The organism is Bacteroides clarus (assembly GCF_015555825.1).
Taxonomy (GTDB): Bacteria; Bacteroidota; Bacteroidia; order Bacteroidales; family Bacteroidaceae; genus Bacteroides; species Bacteroides clarus.
Genome location: NZ_JADNLF010000010.1, coordinates 39,319 through 57,888 on the forward strand (window position 1 = coordinate 39,319; position 18,570 = coordinate 57,888).

Annotated in this window: 21 protein-coding genes and 1 tRNA gene; 15 read left to right on the forward strand and 7 right to left on the reverse strand. The window is 42.3% G+C overall.

Annotated elements, in window-relative coordinates; translation table 11 throughout:
- Window positions 1-12 precede the first annotated feature (12 nt).
- Entirely contained in the window at window positions 13-972 is a 960-nt protein-coding gene (locus tag I2F54_RS11670) for a FimB/Mfa2 family fimbrial subunit (protein WP_039951163.1), read from the forward strand.
- A gap of 82 nt (window positions 973-1,054) precedes the next feature.
- Here the strand turns inward: I2F54_RS11670 and I2F54_RS11675 are convergent, their stop codons facing one another.
- Together I2F54_RS11675 and I2F54_RS11680 are read right to left on the reverse strand one after the other, a co-directional pair.
- A complete protein-coding gene (locus I2F54_RS11675) occupies window positions 1,055-2,017 on the reverse strand; it encodes a hypothetical protein (protein ID WP_118468171.1) in 963 nt (320 codons plus the stop codon).
- Window positions 2,018-2,264: 247 nt separating this feature from the next.
- A complete protein-coding gene (locus I2F54_RS11680) occupies window positions 2,265-3,224 on the reverse strand; it encodes a hypothetical protein (protein ID WP_009123184.1) in 960 nt (319 codons plus the stop codon).
- Between the two features lie 532 nt (window positions 3,225-3,756).
- On the opposite strand from I2F54_RS11680, the gene I2F54_RS11685 reads away from it, so the two are divergent.
- Genes I2F54_RS11685 through I2F54_RS11700 form a run of 4 tightly spaced genes read left to right on the forward strand, consistent with a single transcriptional unit; the run spans window position 3,757 to window position 7,100 of the window.
- Entirely contained in the window at window positions 3,757-4,140 is a 384-nt protein-coding gene (locus I2F54_RS11685) for a DUF4469 domain-containing protein (RefSeq protein ID WP_195501300.1), read from the forward strand.
- Between the two features lie 60 nt (window positions 4,141-4,200).
- Entirely contained in the window at window positions 4,201-4,974 is a 774-nt protein-coding gene (locus I2F54_RS11690; RefSeq protein ID WP_195501301.1) for a DUF1295 domain-containing protein, read from the forward strand.
- Between the two features lie 12 nt (window positions 4,975-4,986).
- Window positions 4,987-6,213: an NADH:flavin oxidoreductase gene (locus tag I2F54_RS11695; RefSeq protein ID WP_195501302.1), complete on the forward strand. Its 1,227-nt coding sequence runs from the start codon at window positions 4,987-4,989 to the stop codon at window positions 6,211-6,213.
- Between the two features lie 47 nt (window positions 6,214-6,260).
- A complete protein-coding gene (locus I2F54_RS11700) occupies window positions 6,261-7,100 on the forward strand; it encodes an SDR family oxidoreductase (protein WP_195501303.1) in 840 nt (279 codons plus the stop codon).
- A gap of 58 nt (window positions 7,101-7,158) precedes the next feature.
- On the opposite strand, the gene pfkA is transcribed toward I2F54_RS11700, so the two are convergent.
- The 3 genes from pfkA to cmk form a co-directional block, all read right to left on the reverse strand.
- Window positions 7,159-8,139, reverse strand: coding sequence for a 6-phosphofructokinase (gene pfkA / locus I2F54_RS11705; RefSeq protein ID WP_009123190.1), 981 nt, complete (start codon window positions 8,137-8,139; stop codon window positions 7,159-7,161).
- A gap of 66 nt (window positions 8,140-8,205) precedes the next feature.
- Window positions 8,206-9,069: a 4-hydroxy-3-methylbut-2-enyl diphosphate reductase gene (locus I2F54_RS11710; RefSeq protein WP_195501304.1), complete on the reverse strand. Its 864-nt coding sequence runs from the start codon at window positions 9,067-9,069 to the stop codon at window positions 8,206-8,208.
- Between the two features lie 16 nt (window positions 9,070-9,085).
- On the reverse strand, window positions 9,086-9,775 hold the full coding sequence (cmk, locus tag I2F54_RS11715) for a (d)CMP kinase (RefSeq protein ID WP_009123192.1): 690 nt from the start codon (window positions 9,773-9,775) through the stop codon (window positions 9,086-9,088).
- A 267-nt stretch (window positions 9,776-10,042) separates the two neighbouring features.
- Between cmk and I2F54_RS11720 the strand changes: the two genes are divergently transcribed.
- The 9 genes from I2F54_RS11720 to I2F54_RS11760 all read left to right on the forward strand — a co-directional run bounded on the left by I2F54_RS11720 (window position 10,043) and on the right by I2F54_RS11760 (window position 16,007).
- Window positions 10,043-10,729 carry an energy transducer TonB gene (locus I2F54_RS11720; RefSeq protein ID WP_009123193.1) on the forward strand — a complete coding sequence of 229 codons (687 nt, stop codon included), beginning with the start codon at window positions 10,043-10,045 and terminating at the stop codon, window positions 10,727-10,729.
- A 78-nt stretch (window positions 10,730-10,807) separates the two neighbouring features.
- A complete protein-coding gene (locus tag I2F54_RS11725) occupies window positions 10,808-11,782 on the forward strand; it encodes a polyprenyl synthetase family protein (RefSeq protein WP_195501305.1) in 975 nt (324 codons plus the stop codon).
- 22 nt (window positions 11,783-11,804) lie between these two features.
- A complete protein-coding gene (locus tag I2F54_RS11730) occupies window positions 11,805-12,518 on the forward strand; it encodes a hypothetical protein (RefSeq protein ID WP_022219504.1) in 714 nt (237 codons plus the stop codon).
- Window positions 12,515-13,294, forward strand: coding sequence for a TatD family hydrolase (locus I2F54_RS11735; protein ID WP_195501306.1), 780 nt, complete (start codon window positions 12,515-12,517; stop codon window positions 13,292-13,294). Before I2F54_RS11730 ends, I2F54_RS11735 begins: the two co-directional genes overlap by 4 nt.
- A 162-nt stretch (window positions 13,295-13,456) precedes the next feature.
- A tRNA-Ser gene (locus tag I2F54_RS11740) sits at window positions 13,457-13,544 on the forward strand.
- Between the two features lie 79 nt (window positions 13,545-13,623).
- Entirely contained in the window at window positions 13,624-14,439 is an 816-nt protein-coding gene (locus tag I2F54_RS11745) for a MotA/TolQ/ExbB proton channel family protein (RefSeq protein WP_087412657.1), read from the forward strand.
- A 12-nt stretch (window positions 14,440-14,451) separates the two neighbouring features.
- On the forward strand, window positions 14,452-14,934 hold the full coding sequence (locus I2F54_RS11750; RefSeq protein WP_022218968.1) for a hypothetical protein: 483 nt from the start codon (window positions 14,452-14,454) through the stop codon (window positions 14,932-14,934).
- Between the two features lie 15 nt (window positions 14,935-14,949).
- Window positions 14,950-15,543, forward strand: coding sequence for an ExbD/TolR family protein (locus I2F54_RS11755; protein ID WP_022218969.1), 594 nt, complete (start codon window positions 14,950-14,952; stop codon window positions 15,541-15,543).
- Entirely contained in the window at window positions 15,543-16,007 is a 465-nt protein-coding gene (locus I2F54_RS11760; RefSeq protein WP_018666314.1) for an ExbD/TolR family protein, read from the forward strand. The genes I2F54_RS11755 and I2F54_RS11760 overlap by 1 nt, the downstream gene beginning before the upstream one ends.
- A gap of 56 nt (window positions 16,008-16,063) precedes the next feature.
- Here the strand turns inward: I2F54_RS11760 and I2F54_RS11765 are convergent, their stop codons facing one another.
- Together I2F54_RS11765 and I2F54_RS11770 are read right to left on the reverse strand one after the other, a co-directional pair.
- Window positions 16,064-16,597, reverse strand: coding sequence for a GNAT family N-acetyltransferase (locus tag I2F54_RS11765; RefSeq protein ID WP_009123200.1), 534 nt, complete (start codon window positions 16,595-16,597; stop codon window positions 16,064-16,066).
- Between the two features lie 29 nt (window positions 16,598-16,626).
- Window positions 16,627-17,904 carry an IgA Peptidase M64 gene (locus tag I2F54_RS11770; protein ID WP_195501307.1) on the reverse strand — a complete coding sequence of 426 codons (1,278 nt, stop codon included), beginning with the start codon at window positions 17,902-17,904 and terminating at the stop codon, window positions 16,627-16,629.
- 189 nt (window positions 17,905-18,093) lie between these two features.
- On the opposite strand from I2F54_RS11770, the gene I2F54_RS11775 reads away from it, so the two are divergent.
- On the forward strand, window positions 18,094-18,570 hold the full coding sequence (locus I2F54_RS11775; RefSeq protein ID WP_009123202.1) for an Lrp/AsnC family transcriptional regulator: 477 nt from the start codon (window positions 18,094-18,096) through the stop codon (window positions 18,568-18,570).

Consider the following 18,570-nt stretch of genomic DNA (forward strand, 5'->3'; position numbering starts at 1 on the left):
AAAAAGGAAAATATGAAACAGGGAATACTTGTGCGTTACATGGTTACCGGGATGCTTATCGTTACTTCGTGGATGATAACTTCTTGCAATAGCTTCAATGAACATTTGCCGGAATGCCGTTTGTTTGTCAAATTCAAATATGATTATAATATGCTTTTTACAGATGCGTTTCATACGCAGGTGGATAAAGTGGAGCTTTATGTGTTTGACAAGGAGGGGTTGTTCTTATTTAAGCAGATGGAAGAAGGTGATGCTCTGTCAACGGGTAATTACCGGATGGAAGTAGAACTGTCTGTCGGTGAGTACCAATTTATGGCATGGGCAGGCGCACGTGGTTCGTATGATATCGTTTCTTTGATTCCGGGAGTCTCTTCTATTACAGAGTTGAGATTACAATTAAAACGGGAAGAATCCTTGATTGTTCTGCATGAGTTGGAGCCGCTTTGGTATGGTGAGATTCATAATATTGCGTTTACAGGAACAGATAATCAGGTGGAGACTATTAATTTGATAAAGGATACCAATAAAGTAAGGTTTATATTCCAGGGGTACTCGGATGATAGCTGGAAACTGAATGTGGAGGATTATGATTACGAAATCATAGAATCCAACGGGCATTTGGGACATGATAATTCATTGTTGGATGATGATGTCCTGAGCTTCCGTCCGTATCATATGGAGCAAAGAAACCCTTCGGCGGCCGCTGTTGAGTTGAATACGATGCGATTGATGTCGGATCGTCAAACCCGTTTTGTCGTGACTGAAAAAAATACAAGGAAAAAGGTGTTTAACATAAATCTGATTGATTATCTGGCAATGACGGATATGGAAGGCAACAATTGGGGAGTGCAAGAATATCTTGACCGTCAGGATGAGTATAAAATAGTCTTTTTCTTTTCCGAACCATGGCATGCCGTCCAAATTAATATCAATGGCTGGACTCATTATATTCAGCCGGAGGAAGAGATGTAGATATGGGACAAGATGACTTATTGCTCAAAAGGGTAAACCGGCATATCCCGGTTTACCCTTTTGAATGTTTATTCGAGTGCAGCTATAAAGTTTCGATTATCCTCCTTTGCCTTTCAAGGAAAGCGATGCGTTGTGCTTCTCCGCTTCCAGAAATAAGTGTGGAATGCCTTTTCAAAGATTGTATCCAGTCCTTTTGCATTTGGCAGATATGCGGATTTTGCGAATCCATGAAATTGATGGAATATACTCTGAAGAGACTGATTTGGAAATCTTTTTTCGTTATATAGCTGTATGTTGCCTCAAAATTTATATTTGATAAATAGATGGAGGCTTCATGACCGTTGTTGAATTGTCCCTTGACGGACAGCCTTTCCAGTTCGGTGAGCAACTGTAACAGTTCCTCCTTTAGATGGATGCCGTCATTGGCGGAGATTAGGTTTAGTTCGGCAAAGTACTTTATTTCTTTCACGAGTGAATGGAATATGTCCGTATCCCATATGAAATAGGTCTTTCCGCATCTTTTCATGCTGTTGCTTAACTCATTATGAGCGGCCACGATTTTTTCCTGAACCTGCATTTCCGCTAAGGAATTCGGCGTTTTTATCTTTTCATACTGATACATCCAGCGGCATAACCTGAATTTGGAAAGATATTCATAGGAAGAGTAGAGAGTGAAAGGAATCGTGTTGGAAGCTGTATATATTTCGGTACTGCTATCTCCTTTTACGAAGTTGAAAACCTGCAGGTAATGTTCTATAATTTCATTATAGCTCTTAAACAGGTCCGGTGAGAGTAACAGGTTTACATCGAATGTGGCGCGGTTAGGAAGGTGATTTCCTATTATCTGGTCGATGGAAATCCCGAAATTACAGGAAATCATTGCTATCTCATCGAAAGTGAACGCGACTTCTCCGCGCAGCCTGCGGTAAACGGACTCTTTTCCCATACATAGGGTATCTGCCAGATAATTGGCCAAATTCTGTCCGTGGGGCATTCTCTCTTTCATTTCATCAATCAGGTTTGTTACAATATAGTTCTTATTCATAATTCACTTCCCATATTTAGTTATTAATTCAAGACTTGGCATAAAGATTTGTGGCATCTGCAAATATAGAATTAGATGATGAAACATTGGTGAACTATATCATGTATGGAGGATGGTGTCTTTTTCTATTTGAAAGGATTGGAAGGATAAAACATTGTCGAATGAAAAAGACAGGTAGAAATTCTATCTGTCTTTCATTATCAGACACATTTGAGGTTTGGTTTTTCAGATTTCGGCAAACAGGGAATTAAAGCGCGTTGATAATTTCCCTTTGCTTTTTAAAAAACAGGATACGCTGCATCTCACCGCTTTCCGATATCAGGGTGGAGAACTTCTTTAATGATTGAATCCATTCTTTGAAATCGCCGAACATTTCATTGTCTTGCGTTGTGATAGAATTGATGGCATATACTCTAATCATACTTAAGTGCATGGAAGTTGTTTCCAGATAACTGTAAGTCGCTTCAAAGTTTATATTGGATATATAGATTCTTATATCATTACCGGTCTCGGATTTTCCCCGGCCGGCGAGTTCTTCCAGTTCGTCAATCAATAAAAGCGTCTCTTCTTTGATGTTGTCTTTATTTTCCTCTGACAGTAAATGGATATCCGAGAAATACTGAATATCGTTTACCAGATTACTGAAAATCATTTTATCCCAGATGTAATCTCTGGAATGTATGTGAGATGTCATTCGGGTAAATTCTCTTTGTACGTTGATGAGCTTTTGGGGTATTTCCAGTTCATCGAAATGCTTGCATCTCATGCTTTCGTTTTGGTACATCCATTTGAATAGCCTGAATTTGGAAAGTATATCGTGCTTCATTGAAAGAGTCAGTGGAATGATGTTCGATGAAGTTCCCATTTCCGAACTCGTATCCCCTTTTATGGTATGGAACAGTTTCACGTATCGGTCGAGAATTGTGAAATAAGTCTCGAAAGGGTTCTGATAGTCTACGATATTCATGTCGAATACGGCATTTTCCCGGAAACTCGTTCCTATAATAGTATCCAGGGATATACCTAATTTCCTTGATAGGATAGCCGCTTCGGCCAACGTAAAGGGTACTTCGCCTCTTAAACGGCGATAGGTGGCTTCTTTCCCTATATAAAGAATATCCATTAAAGTGTTTGCCAAATTATCTTTTTGCGGAAGTTTGGTTTTGACAGCTTCAATGATTCCTGTGCTTAGCTCGTCTGTAATCATGATTTTTGTGAGTTATATATTTATATGATTATCCCTGTTTATACCTCTGGATGAGAACCGGTATGATTTAGGATGTTTCCTTTGCTGCATCTGCCAAGCTCTTCCCTATGGTGATTGACTGTTAAAAGGCTTTTAGATTGATATTAAAAGGCTTTCAATACTATATTATAAGGCTTTTAATATCATATTATAAGGCTTCTAATAATATCTCAGCCGTAAATGTATCTTATCTTCCATCTGCCTTTTTCTCGTTTAAGGGGTATTTACTGCGGAGAATCATATATGATTTATCTATTTAACACTTATCTCATCAGTCTTGTTTCGAAATATGCAACATATCTATTAAGTCTGACGAATTAATGAACTCCGGAATCAATATTCATGGAATGTTCGCTATCAGAAAAAAGAGAGGCTGGAAAGACATTCTTTTAGCCATAGAACTTTATCGGCTGTGGAGTAATTTTGCCATGCAGTCCGGAAGACCGTATAGGTGGGATGGGTATGGAAAATATCATTAAAGAGTGTGGTAAATATGGAAAAGATACTGAATACACCGTTTATAAAAGATATATATGATCCTTTGACAGGTTCTCACGACGGTACTATTACCCCGAGTGCGCCTATTGTAGTGACCGGTGAGAATTTGCGTTTATCCGCTTTGGAGGAAACTGTGTTAGGACTTGCCCCGCTTGAAAATAGCGGTTGTCTGATACAAATCAGTCATGTCTGTAAATATACGGATACGCAATTGTTGGTAGTTCTTCCCAATTTGGATCCGGGTACATATTCTCCGGTGTTACAAGTATATGAGGCGGGGAAGCTAGTGCTTGTTTATGTTTTTCCGGTGGTATGGAGAGTTTGCAGGGAGGGTGATGTTGATTATTCGATTAGATATTACCGCAATAAGATTATTTGAACGGCATTGATACCGGTTTCGTGAGTTTTCCGTATATTTGTTGCACTTAAATTGAATAATATGAGTCAACAAACATTTCAAGTGTTCCTATGTGCGATGGGCTTAACGGCTCTTTTCGTTTTTATTGCGCTTTATTTCATTAAGGCCGGTTATGGAATGTTTCGTACAGCTTCGTGGGGTGTATCTATTGATAACAAGTTAGCCTGGATATTGATGGAGTCTCCCGTTTTCTTTGTGATGTTGATTCTTTGGGCGTATAGTGGAACGGGTACTGCCGTACCGGAATTTATTTTTCTGTTGTTATTTTTGCTGCACTATTTTCAGCGTTCGTTTATCTTTCCGCTATTATTAAAAGGTAAGTCCCGCATGCCGGTCGCCATCATGGCGATGGGTATTGTTTTTAATCTGCTGAACGGGATAATGCAGGCGGGCGGAATTTTCTATTTCACCGTAGAAGGGCAGCAATATGCTGCCGGCTGGCACTATTTCCTTTCTTTTCGGGGGATTGGGGGATTATTGCTGTTTTTCATAGGAATGGGGATAAACCTGCATTCCGATTATGTGATACGCCATTTGCGTAAGCCCGGTGATACAAGACATTATCTTCCGAATAAAGGCCTTTATCGATATATCACGTCCGCCAACTATTTCGGTGAGTTGGTGGAATGGGTGGGATTTGCAGTGCTGACGGCTTCTCCGGCTGCCTGGGTTTTTGTGTGGTGGACATTTGCCAATTTGGTACCCCGTGCAGATGCGATTAATAAACGCTATCGTGCGGAATTTGGTGTTGAGGCCGTAGGAAAAAGAAAATGTATTATACCTTTTGTATATTAAAGATAAGGAATAATGGGAAACTCAAAATTATTCACACCGGTCACTTTCGGACCGCTGACTTTACGCAACCGTACCATCCGTTCGGCCGCTTTTGAGAGTATGTGTCCGGGCAATGCGCCTTCGGATATGCTGCTCGACTATCATCGCTCGGTCGCGGCGGGCGGTATCGGTATGACTACCGTGGCTTATGCCGCCGTTACCCGGAGCGGCCTTTCTTTTGACCGCCAGTTGTGGATGCGTCCTGAAATCATTCCGGGACTTCGCAAACTGACTGATGCGATACACGCGGAGGGCGCTGCTGCCGGCATTCAGTTGGGGCATTGCGGGAATATGTCGCATAAAAGTATTTGCGGATGTACTCCTGTCGGTGCAAGCGGTGGCTTTAACCTGTATTCACCCACTTTTGTACGAGGGCTGCGTGCCGATGAATTGCCGGAGATGGCGCGTGCCTACGGGCGTTCGGTGAATCTGGCGCGTGAGGCGGGGTTTGATGCTGTGGAAATCCATGCGGGGCATGGTTATCTTATCAGCCAGTTCCTTTCACCCTCTACCAATCATCGTAAAGATGAATTCGGCGGTTCGTTGCAGAACCGTATGCGTTTTATGGATATGGTAATGGAGGAGGTGATAAAGGCTGCCGGCAGTGATATGGCGGTACTTGTGAAGATGAACATGCGTGATGGATTCCGGGGTGGCATGGAGATGGACGAAACGATGCAGGTGGCCAAGCGTCTCGAACAGTCGGGAGCGCACGGGCTGGTGCTGAGTGGCGGGTTTGTAAGCAAAGCCCCTATGTATGTGATGCGTGGGGAAATGCCGATTCGCAGCATGACGCATTATATGACGTGCTGGTGGTTGAAGTACGGAGTACGCATGGCAGGTAAGTGGATGATACCCGCTGTGCCGTTTAAAGAAGCCTATTTCCTGGAAGATGCCTTGAAGTTCCGTGCGGAGTTGAAGATGCCGTTGATATACGTAGGCGGACTGGTGTCGCGTTCCAAAATAGACGAGGTTTTGGATGATGGTTTTGATGCCGTACAAATGGCGCGCGCGCTACTTAATGAACCGGGCTTTGTGAACCGTATGCGTGATGAGGAGAATGCGCGTTGTAATTGCAGGCATAGCAACTATTGTATAGCACGGATGTACTCCATTGAAATGGCTTGTCATCAGCATTTGGGCGAGGAGCTTCCGGCTTGCTTGAAGCGGGAGATTGAGAGAATTGAAGCGAAAGGATGATTACTGTCTTCTTGGATTTTGTAATTTATAATTTGTAACAGATAAACGTGAAACTTGCTATCATAACCGGTGCAGACGGCGGTATGGGAACGGAAATAACGCGCGCTGTGGCTAAGGCCGGATATAAGATTATTATGGCTTGTTACCGTCCGGAAAAGGCGGAGAAGGTGAGGGAAATGTTGGTGCGAGATACGGGCAATCCGCATCTTGAGGTATTGGGCGTAGACTTGTCTTCGCTTGCGTCTGTGGCGGCTTTTGCCGAAACAGTTTTGAAACGTGGCGATGCTGTCAGTCTGCTGATGAATAATGCGGGGACGATGGAAACGTGCCGCCGTATCACGGAGGATGGTTTGGAACGTACGGTAAGCGTTAATTATGTTGCCCCTTATTTATTGACACGCAAGCTTCTTCCTCTGATGGGAGAGGGAAGCCGTATCGTTAATATGGTATCTTGTACCTATGCTGTCGGATGTCTCGACTTTCCCGATTTCTTTCTTCGGGGAAGGAAAGGAGGCTTCTGGCGTATTCCTGTGTACAGTAATACGAAACTGGCGCTGACTTTGTTTACTCTTAATCTGGCTGCCCGTCTTAAAGAAAAAGGTATTGTGGTTAATGCGGCTGACCCGGGCATTGTTTCCACCAATATCATAACGATGCACATGTGGTTCGACCCGTTGACGGATATTCTTTTCCGTCCTTTCATCCGTACTCCCGGGAAAGGGGCCGCAACGGCTGTTCATCTGCTGCTGGATGAGGATGCGGGAAAACGTACGGGTACTCTGAATGTAAGTTGCCGTCCGAAACCGCTTTCCGGAAAGTTCACCGACCATGTGCAGATGCAGGAGTTGTGGGACAGTACGGAGAGGATTGTGGAGAAGTGGTTATAATGCAAAAGGCGCAAGAGTGGAATCTTGCGCCTTTTGCATTATATTTTACAGGTCTTTGTCAAATAGAAAGTGCTCTCAATACATTGACCAAGTCTTTCTTGATAGGCTTGTCGTTCTTGATGGCTTTTGTGAAAGGTACGTAAACCACTTCATCATGGTCTATGCCTATCATGACATTGCGCTGTCCTTCCATAATGGCATCTACTGCCGCCGCACCCAAACGGCTGGCAAGGATACGGTCGTGCGCCGTAGGACTGCCGCCGCGTTGTAGATGGCCGAGAATTGTAACACGTACGTCGTATTGAGGATATTCGTTTTTCACACGTTCGGCATAGTGCATGGCGCCGCCGGTTAATTCGCTTTCGGCAACGAGTACGATACTGCTGTTCTTGGATTTGCGGAAACCGTTCTTGATGAACTCTTCCAGTTGGTCTACTTCGGTGCTGAATTCCGGGATAATGGCTGCCTCTGCTCCGGATGCGATGGCGCCGTTCAGGGCGAGGAAACCGGCGTCACGTCCCATAACTTCAACGAAGAAAAGACGTTCGTGTGAAGTTGCCGTATCGCGAATCTTGTCCACAGCACCCAGAATCGTATTCAAGGCGGTGTCATAGCCGATGGTTGTATCTGTGCCGTAAAGGTCGTTGTCGATTGTTCCCGGTAAGCCGATGCATGGTACATCGAATTCCTGCGCGAAGATACGTGCGCCTGTCAAAGAACCGTCTCCACCGATAACTACCAAGGCGTCAATGCCTTCTTTCTTCATGTTGTCGTATGCAATCTGACGCCCTTCGGGAGTGGTGAATTCCTTGCAACGCGCTGTTTTCAGGATAGTACCGCCCAATTGGATGATATTGCTTACATTCTGGCTTTTGAATTCTTTGATTTCACCGGTTACCAAACCTTTGTAACCTCTATATATGCCTTTTACTTGAAGTCCGTTGTAAATAGCTGCGCGTGTCACCGCACGAATCGCCGCATTCATTCCCGGAGCGTCACCGCCCGATGTTAAAATACCGATACACTTAATTGTTCCCATAACAATCTCCTTGTTTAGTGTTAATAATTACCTTGAAAATCTGCTGGCAAAGATAACAAAAGCTTTTTAAATTCGTGATTTTATTGCCTTGGATATTTCTTCCATTAACCATTTGGGCGTGGAAGTCGCTCCACAGATGCCAATGGACTCTGCACCAATGAGTAACTGGTTGTCTATCTCTTCTGCACTGTCAATCAGATGTGAGTTCGGATTGACTTTCCTGCATTCGTTGAACAGGATTTTTCCATTGGAACTTTTCTTTCCGCTGACAAAAAACACCAAGTCGTGGGAAGCGGCGAATTTTCGAATATGAGGAATGCGGTTGGCAACTTGCCTGCATATGGTATCGTAATATTCGAAAGTAACGTCCGGAGATATATGTTCCTTTATATATTCCACTATCTTTTGGAACTCATCCAGTGATTTGGTGGTTTGGGAATAAAGACGGATGCTCTTGTTGAAATTTAAGCTTTTGGTTTCTTCGAGTTTCTCGATAACGATTGCTTTCCCTGTGGTTTGCCCTACCAATCCCAATACCTCGGCATGCCCGTTTTTCCCGTATATGACGATTTGTTTTTCTTCATTATCTTCCTGAGTATACTCCTGCTTGATTTTCTTTTGCAAGCGAAGAACTACCGGACAGGTGGCGTCGATTATTTCAATATTGTTACGTTTAGCGGTTATGTAGGTTTCGGGGGGCTCACCATGCGCCCGTAATAATACTTTAGCGTCGTGCAGGTGATTGAACTCCTCATGGTTGATGGTGATCAGCCCCATTGCTTTCAAACGTTCCACTTCACGGCTGTTATGTACAATGTCTCCCAAACAGTATAATGTTCCGCCTTTGGCCAATTCTTCTTCCGCTTTATTGATTGCGGTAACTACTCCGAAGCAGAAACCGGAACCTTCATCTATTTCAACTTTTGCCATATTGCAGGTTTTAGGATTATGATTTGCAAACCTTGTCGAATTGCTCGGCCAGCCATTCTTTTTGTTGAGAAATGGTCATGTGACTATTGTCCAGCAACAGCGCGTCATCTGCTTTGCGAAGCGGACTTACTTCTCTATTCTGGTCTATATAATCCCGTTGTCTCACATTTTCCAGAATTTCATCGAAACCTGCCTCTTCTCCTTTGGCTTTTAGCTCATCGTATCTGCGCTGTGCACGGATTTCGGGGGAGGCCGTTACAAAAATCTTAAGTTCGGCATCCGGAAATACGGTTGTGCCGATGTCGCGGCCGTCCATTACAATGCCTTTGGCTTTTCCCATCGCCTGCTGCCGGGCCACCATCGCTTCACGTACAAAGTCGAGAGCGGCAATGGGGCTGACGCGGGAAGACACTTCCATTGTACGAATCTTTTTTTCTACATTGGCTCCGTTCAGATATGTGTCCGGGCGTCCCGTCTCCGGGTTCAGTTGGAAAGATATATGAATATCCTTAATTTGCTTTTTCAGTTTCTCCGTATCGATGTCGTTACCTGTGAATATACCGTTCTCTATACTATATAAAGTAACGGCACGATACATGGCTCCGCTGTCTATGTAAATATAACCTATTTCACGGGCAAGGTCTTTGGCCATGGTACTTTTTCCGCATGATGAAAAGCCGTCGATTGCGATTGTTATCTTTTTCATATGAAATGATTTTATACTATATTTATATAGAAAAACTCTTCCTTATAGAAAATTTTGAATGTTTCATCTAAAATTCTTGCCAAAGATACGGTATTTTTAAAATATCTCGTTACATTTGTGGCACAAAAGCTGATGAGGGCTTTTGAAGAATTAAAAAAATGAAAATGCACTGCTTATTGTGTAAAAAAACACAGCTAAGCAAGAACAATCGTGGGAAAAGTACTATATTTGCCACAAATGAGAAACACTAAAATTATATTATAAATTATGGAAATTAAAAAAACACCTAAGGCAGACTTGGAGAACAAAAAGTCAACTTGGCTGCTCGTCGGTTACGTGATTGTGCTCGCGTTTATGTTCATCGCATTCGAATGGACCAAACGTGATATCAAGATTGATACGAGCCAGGCTATTACCGACCTTGTATTTGAAGAGGAAATCATTCCTATTACGGAACAACCCGAGCAGGTAGCTCCTCCCCCTCCCGAAGCTCCTTCGATTGCAGAAACTTTGACAATCGTGGATGATGATGCCGATGTGGAAGAAACTACTATCGCTACATCCGAGGAAACCAATCAGGCTGTAGAAATCAAGTATGTTCCCGTAGCTGTTGAAGAGGAAGAACCGGAAGAACAGACTATCTTCGAGGTAGTAGAGCAGATGCCGGAATTCCCTAACGGTGGCATGGCTGGCTTGATGCAGTATTTGAGCAAGAACATCAAATATCCTACTATCGCTCAGGAAAACGGAACTCAAGGCCGTGTGACCGTACAGTTCGTTGTTAACAGAGACGGTAGTATCGTAGATGCTAAAGTGCTTAGAGGTGTTGACCCGTATTTGGATAAGGAAGCTATCCGCGTGATTAGCTCAATGCCGAAATGGAAACCGGGTATGCAACGTGGTAAGGCAGTACGTGTGAAGTATACGGTGCCTGTAATGTTCCGATTGCAGTAATAAAATTATTTATAGCGTAAAGAGGCTGCCTAAAAGCAGCCTCTTTTCATTCTCCACCACTCCTAAATTGAAATACTTATGTTTACAGCTTCCGAGCTTCTCGAAAAAATAAATTCTCATATTGCGGATTTGCGATTTGTTCGCAGCCCGAAGGGCTTGTATGATCCTATCACCTATGTTTTGTCAATGGGTGGGAAAAGAATTCGTCCCGTACTGATGTTGATGGCTTATAATCTTTATAAGGAAAATGTTGAACCTGCGTTCTCATCGGCAACAGGTATTGAAGTATATCATAATTATACATTGCTACATGATGACTTGATGGATCGTGCCGATAAACGTCGTGGAAAAGAAACCGTACATAAGGTATGGAATGATAATGCGGCTATTCTTTCGGGGGATGCAATGTTGGTATTGGCCTATCAGTTCATGGCGCAGTGTCCGGTAGAGCATTTGAAAGAAGTAATGGATTTATTCAGTCTGACTGCTCTTGAAATATGCGAAGGACAGCAAATGGATATGGAGTTTGAACAACGGAATGATGTAAAAGAGGAGGAATATCTGGAGATGATTCGCCTGAAAACATCCGTGTTGTTGGCTGCGAGCTTGAAAATCGGTGCATTGTTGGGAGGAGCTTCTGCGGATGACGCGGCACGTTTGTATGATTTCGGAATGAATATGGGAGTGGCTTTTCAGCTGAAAGATGACTTGTTGGATGTGTACGGTGATGCTGCTGTCTTTGGGAAAAATATCGGTGGAGATATTCTGTGTAATAAGAAAACCTATATGTTGATTAAAGCTTTGGAGCATGCGAGTCAGGAGCAGGCAAGCCGGTTACAACACTGGATAACTGTTGTGGATTTTAATCCGGCCGAGAAGATTACAGCTGTAACCGATTTGTATAATCAGATAGGGGTTAAAACTCTTTGTGAGAATAAAATAACGGAATACAGCAATAGGGCGATGGATAGTCTGGTGGCTGTGAATGTAGCGGATGAAAAGAAAAAAGAGCTTGAGAAGCTTATAAAAGAGCTGATGTACCGGGAAGTGTAACTGATATTAATCCGATTAGCAAATGCCTTATAGGAGATTACCAAATACAGACCAAGCAAGAATACGGGCGTTAAAGGCCGTAGTTGCGAAAGGTGATATATATAACGTATATGATTTGGCAGTGTCTTTAAAGACTCTTACGGATGCCCGGAACTTCTTGATGAAATTTGAAGCTGCACAGGCTTATTATGCGGAATGTTTTGAACGTCAGGCAAAGGCGGGACGTAAGCATCAGTCGAATGTAAAGATTGCCCGTCTTTATATTTCGCATTTCATTCAAGTCCTGAACCTGGCCGTGATTCGTTCGGAAGTGCGTACCGCTCATAAAGAATATTACGGATTGGATATTAAAAATCATAATGTTCCGGATTTATCTACAGAGACAGCTTTGGCGGAATGGGGACGTAAGGTCGTTGACGGTGAGAATAGACGTACTTCTCAAGGGGGGATTCCTATCTATAATCCTACCATTGCTAAAGTCAGAGTTCATTATGATATTTTTATGGAGAGTTATGAGAAACAGAAGAATTTGCAGGCTTTGACAGCTCGCAGTCTGGAAACTCTTGCTTCCATGCGAGACGAGGCCGATACTCTGATTTTAGATATCTGGAATCAGGTAGAACGGAAGTATGCCGAGGTGATGCCGAATGAAAAACGCTTGGATTTGTGTCGCGGCTATGGTTTGATTTATTATTACCGTACCGGTGAAAAAACGAAAGAAGAGATAGCGAAATGAGGTTAGTAGATTCACATTCCCACCTTTTCCTGGAAGAATTTCAATCTGATTTGCCGCAAGTAATGGAGCGTGCTCAGGCAGCGGGAGTAAGTCATATCTTTATGCCTAATATCGATAGTACGACCATAGAGCCGATGCTTCGTGTTTGTTCGGACTATAAAGGTTATTGCTACCCGATGATGGGATTGCATCCGACATCTGTGAATGCCGATTATGAGAAAGAATTGGCCGTTGTGTCCGAATATTTGGTAATGCCGAATGACTATGTGGCAATTGGTGAAATCGGAATGGATCTGTATTGGGATAAAACATTTTTGAAGGAACAACAAATCGTTTTTGAGCAGCAGATACAATGGGCCTTGGAGTATAAGTTACCTGTAGTCATTCATTGTCGTGAGGCATTCGATTATATATATAATGTGTTGAAACCTTATAAGGCCTCTCCTTTGGCAGGCGTCTTTCATAGCTTTACGGGAACATTGGAGGAGGCCCTTCGAATATTGGAGTTTTCTAATTTCTTTATTGGTATCAATGGTGTGGTAACATTCAAAAAAACGGGCTTACCGGAAGTTTTGCGAAATATTCCTTTGGAACGGATTGTTCTCGAAACCGATTCTCCCTATCTTACTCCTGTGCCGAATCGGGGGAAGAGAAACGAGAGCGCAAATGTAAAGGATACTCTGTTAAAAGTAGCGGAAATATACGGTAAGTCGCCTGAGGAAGTAGGTTGTATCACTTCTGAAAATGCCTTAAAAGTGTTTGGAATACTCAAATAACGTTCCAAAGATTTTAAAGTTTATTAATTTTGAGATTTTATTGAGGATAAAACTTTGAGAATGCTGTGGAAGAACAAAAAAAAGAATACATTTGTAGCTGAAAACGCTTGTGGTTCGCATTTTTTTTGTAATTTGCACCCGATTTCAAGGAAGGCGTAGATTGGAGAGATGCTCGAGTGGTTGAAGAGGCACGCCTGGAAAGCGTGTATACTCCTAAAGGGTATCCGGGGTTCGAATCCCCGTCTCTCCGCAAGATTTAAGATAAGAGAAAAACAATAAATAAACATAATAAGTAATTTAATTAATTAATCTTAAAAATTAGACACACAATGAAAAAGTTATTTGCAATTGTTGCTGTGATGGGAGTCTTAACATTTGGCTCAACTCAACTTGCTCAGGCTCAAGATGCTCCTGCTGCTGAACAAACAGAACAAGCTGCTCCTGCAGCACAAGCAGCTCCTGCTGACGAAGCTGCAGCTCCTGCTACTATTGAAGAGGCAGAAGGTGGTATCCACAAAGAGTTGAAAACAAAGTTTATTGAAGGTTCTGCTTTCTTTATGAGTTTCGTTGCCATAGCATTGGTCATCGGTCTTGCTTTCTGTATTGAACGTATCATTTATCTGAGCTTGGCTGAAATCAATACTAAAAAGTTCATTGCTGCTGTTGAAGCTGCTTTGGAAAAAGGTGATGTTGAAGCTGCTAAAGACATCGCACGTAACACAAGAGGTCCTATCGCTTCCATCTACTACCAAGGTTTGATGAGAATTGATCAAGGTATTGACGTTGTTGAAAAATCAGTTGTTTCTTATGGTGGTGTACAAGCCGGTTACTTGGAAAAAGGATGTTCTTGGATTACACTGTTCATCGCAATGGCTCCGTCATTAGGATTCTTGGGTACTGTAATCGGTATGGTGCAGGCATTCGACAAAATCCAACAAGTAGGTGATATCTCTCCGACGGTTGTAGCAGGTGGTATGAAAGTTGCCTTGATTACAACTATCTTCGGTTTGATCGTTGCCTTGATTTTGCAGGTATTCTATAACTATATTCTGTCTAAGATTGAAGCTTTGACCAGTGATATGGAAGACTCTTCTATCACTTTGTTGGATATGGTTATTAAATATGATTTGAAATACAAAAAATAATTTATCTGCGATATGAAAGTAAGAATTCAAAAAGTTTCAGGTACTGTACTGTATGTGATGCTTGCCATTACATTGGTCATTCTGGGTATGTTCTTCTTTGGTGGAGAAACCCCGCTTGATCAGCGTTTGGTCGCAGATACTGCAATGGAGGAGCCTGCACAAACAGATGCTTTGATATACTGGATGTATATCCTGTTTGGAATAGCTGTTATTATTACAATCGCAGCTGCTATTTATCAATTTGTAACAGGATTCATTGATTCTCCTATGACTGCAATTAAATCATTGTTAGGCTTGATTCTCATTATCGTGGTATTGGTTATATCATGGGCTATGGGAAGCGATCAACCTTTGGTAATGCCTGGCTATGATGGTGCAGAAAATGTTCCGTTCTGGTTGAAGTTGACAGATATGTTCTTGTACACTATCTATATTATGATGGGTGCAATGATTCTGTTGATATTTGGTTTTGGTATAGCTAAAAAGTTTAAATAATAAAAGGAAACTGAGATGGCTAAAAAGAAAAGAGAAGTACCTGAAATCAACTCTAGTTCTACAGCGGACATTGCTTTCTTGTTGCTCATTTTCTTCTTGATTACAACGTCAATGGATACTGACCGTGGTTTGGCAAGACGTTTGCCGCCACCACCGGAGCAGAATCAGAAAAACAATGACGATGTTAAGTTGAAAGAACGCAACGTTTTGCAGGTCTTTGTTAATATGAACGACCAGTTGATGTGTGGTAACGATTATATTGGTGTAGACCAATTGCGTCAAAAGGCAAAAGAATTTATTGCTAATCCGTATAACGATGAAACAAAGCCTGAAAAGCACGCTAAAGATGTGCCGTTCTTTGGCAATATGATGGTTACGGAAAAGCATGTAGTATCTTTGCGATGTGACCGCGGTACCTCTTATAAAACGTATATAGCTGTGCAGAATGAGTTGGTTGCGGCGTACAATGAATTGCGCGACGAATTGGCTCAGGAAAAATGGCAGAAGAAATATGCGGATTTAGACGAGGCACAACAAGAAGCAATTCGTGATATTTATCCTCAGAAGATTTCTGAGGCAGAACCTAAAAAGTACGGAGAAAAGAAGTAATGGGAAAATTTAATAAAACCGGAAAGCGCGGAATGCCTGCGTTGAACACTTCTTCTCTGCCTGACCTTATCTTCACTCTGTTGTTCTTCTTTATGATTGTAACAACTATGCGTGAGGTAACATTAAAGGTTGAGTTTAAGGTTCCGCAAGGTACAGAATTGGAAAAACTTGAAAAGAAGTCTTTGGTTACGTTTATCTATGTAGGAAAACCTACTGCTGAATTCCGTAAGAAATTAGGTAATGAAAGCCGTATCCAGTTGAATGACAGCTATGCTGAAGTTGCTGCTATCCAAGACTATATTATTGGTGAACGTGCCAGTATGAAAGAAGAGGATCAGCCGCAAATGACAGTGTCTTTGAAAGTTGACCAAGATACAAAGATGGGTATCGTAACAGATATCAAAGAGGCTCTTCGTAAAGCTTATGCATTGAAGATTAACTATTCTGCGCAACCGCGCCAGTAAGAAGTTGATTCAGACTATATAAATAAAGGCCGCTTGCTACAAGCGGCCTTTATTTTTTACTGTACATTGTATACTTCCCGATAAATACGTTCTTTTACGTATTCAAAATCCTTTTCACACTCCAGATTGCCATAAGCCATTAACAGCATGGGAAGATAGCCATCTCCGGGCTTATAGGGAGGTTGCATATACGGTTTCTCCCATAAGGTAAAGCCATGCCGTTTATAGAAATTAATACGGCGTATTGCCATTTCCTCTTCCGGTGCCTCTACTTCCAAAATGATAGGTTTGTTTATCTGTTGGCACAAATGGCTTAGAACATTCTTGCCATGACCGCCATTGCGTTGGGACGGATCGATAGCAAAGTGCTCTACATAATAGAAATGTCCGAAATCCCAGTATGTAATCAAACCGATTGGATTGTCATCATGGAGAATGATATTGCAATAAAAATGCGGTTTGGCATCTGTATAATTACGTAGTTCTGCCAATGAGCGATATTCTTCCGGCGGAAAAGAGGTTGTCATCAGTTTTTCCATGTAATCATACAAGGCTGTATCCGAAGTTGCGATACGTTGAAATTTAATCATAGGGTCAGTCTTTTGAAGTTTGATTATTGTTATTCGGTATAAAATTCGATTATTCTACGCAGGGCACGTTGGCACACGGGACAGAAAGCAGGGTATTCGTTGGTACGCATGCGGCAATCATCGGCAGGACGGTAAATGCCCTTTGCCGAATAGCCGCCACCCTCATACACTCCAACCGGATATTTCTCACTGTTACCGGTTGGAGTAGGGATGGGAGTATCTTTGGCAAGCATATCCTTCCATTTTGATGTAAAATTCACTTGCGTACTGATATTTTGTTCCCATGGTTCTACATCCAGAGGATAAGTATCTGTCATAACATCATTGTCGTAGAAGTATTCATCGGCAAGTCCGCCGAAGCTATGTCCGAATTCATGTACCACTACCGGGCGGAACATCGGATGATGGGCCGTAGTGAGGGTATATGAGTTATAGATACCGCCACCGCCATATTCTTTTGTGTTGGCCAATATGATAATGTGTTCATAGGGTATTCCGGCTAAAGCATCATGAATTGTTTTTACGCGCGATGTAGTTAAATAACGATCGGAATAGAACGTACTGAAATGAGAACCGAAGGCGGTGTGTTTCCATTCGTTCAGCCTTGGTACGCTGACTCCGCTGTCGATGGAAGAGCTGGCTACAGCTACGATATTGAATCGCTCTTTCATAGATTTGAAAGGCTCATGCGCAAAAAGACTTTCACAGGCAATGCCGGCGTCTTCATAGAATGTCTGCATTTCTTGAGGAGTATATCCCTCTGCAAGAATGGCTACGTCAATACATTTTCCCGGGTTGCCATTTTGTAGCAGATACTTGTGCGGAGTGATATGCGAGATACCTTTTTGCGCTATTAAGACATCATCCGGGCGCACAATGTGCTTCATAGAGGCACGAACATTACGGCGTGGGTCGAGTAGGGTTATTTCTATTTCCACCGGCTGAAGCGGATAGGGAAGAAGGAACGTATTTTCAAATCCCTTGGTTATACTTTTGGCTTCATCGGTTTCCAGCCATTCCTGAAAGAGCGAAGAGAAGGATGTGGTATAAATAATCTTTCCATCGGCTATATTACGCATAACAATCTGTCCGTTGCCTTGCAATGGAAGCTCTGCCAGATGATGCTTTCGTCCTGCCCAGGCGGGAAGAGAAGATAATCCGTCCAGGCAGATACTTTGTTCGGATGCATTGCCGTTAAAGATATAATCTATACGAAGAGTTTTATCTGCAAAAAGGTCGGTGAAGACCTGTGCATAAATGGGCACGACAGTTATTAAACAGAGTAAGAGTACAATATACTTTTTCATATCCATTATAATTTAATCATTTCACAAAGATACGATTTTTGTCTGTATAACCCGGTATATGCGATTATTCTCTTTTTAGCAAGAAAAGTTATAATTCGTATTTTTATTGGAGAAAAAATGGCTAACTTTGCACATTGCCGTAGCGGAATACGGTGAAATCATTCATTTAATTAATTATTGAGATTAGAAATGGGACATCATCAATTGGATACTTTAGACGAGCAAATACTGCAGTTGATCGCCGATAATGCGCGCATTCCTTTCCTTGAAGTAGCCAGAGCCTGCAATGTCTCTGGAGCGGCTATTCACCAGCGCATCCAGAAACTCACCAATCTGGGAATATTGAAAGGCTCGGAATACGTTATAGATCCGGAGAAGATAGGATATGAAACTTGTGCATATATCGGAATCTATTTAAAAGATCCCGCTACTTTTGATGCCGTAACAAAAGCGTTGGAGGCTATTCCCGAAATCGTGGAGTGCCACTTTACTACAGGTAAGTACGATATGTTTATTAAACTGTATGCACGGAATAATCATCACCTGTTGAGCATTATTCATGATAAGCTGCAACCGTTGGGATTATCACGTACGGAAACGCTGATTTCATTCCATGAAGCGATTAAACGTCAGATGCCGATAGTAATAGACGATGAGGAAGAATAA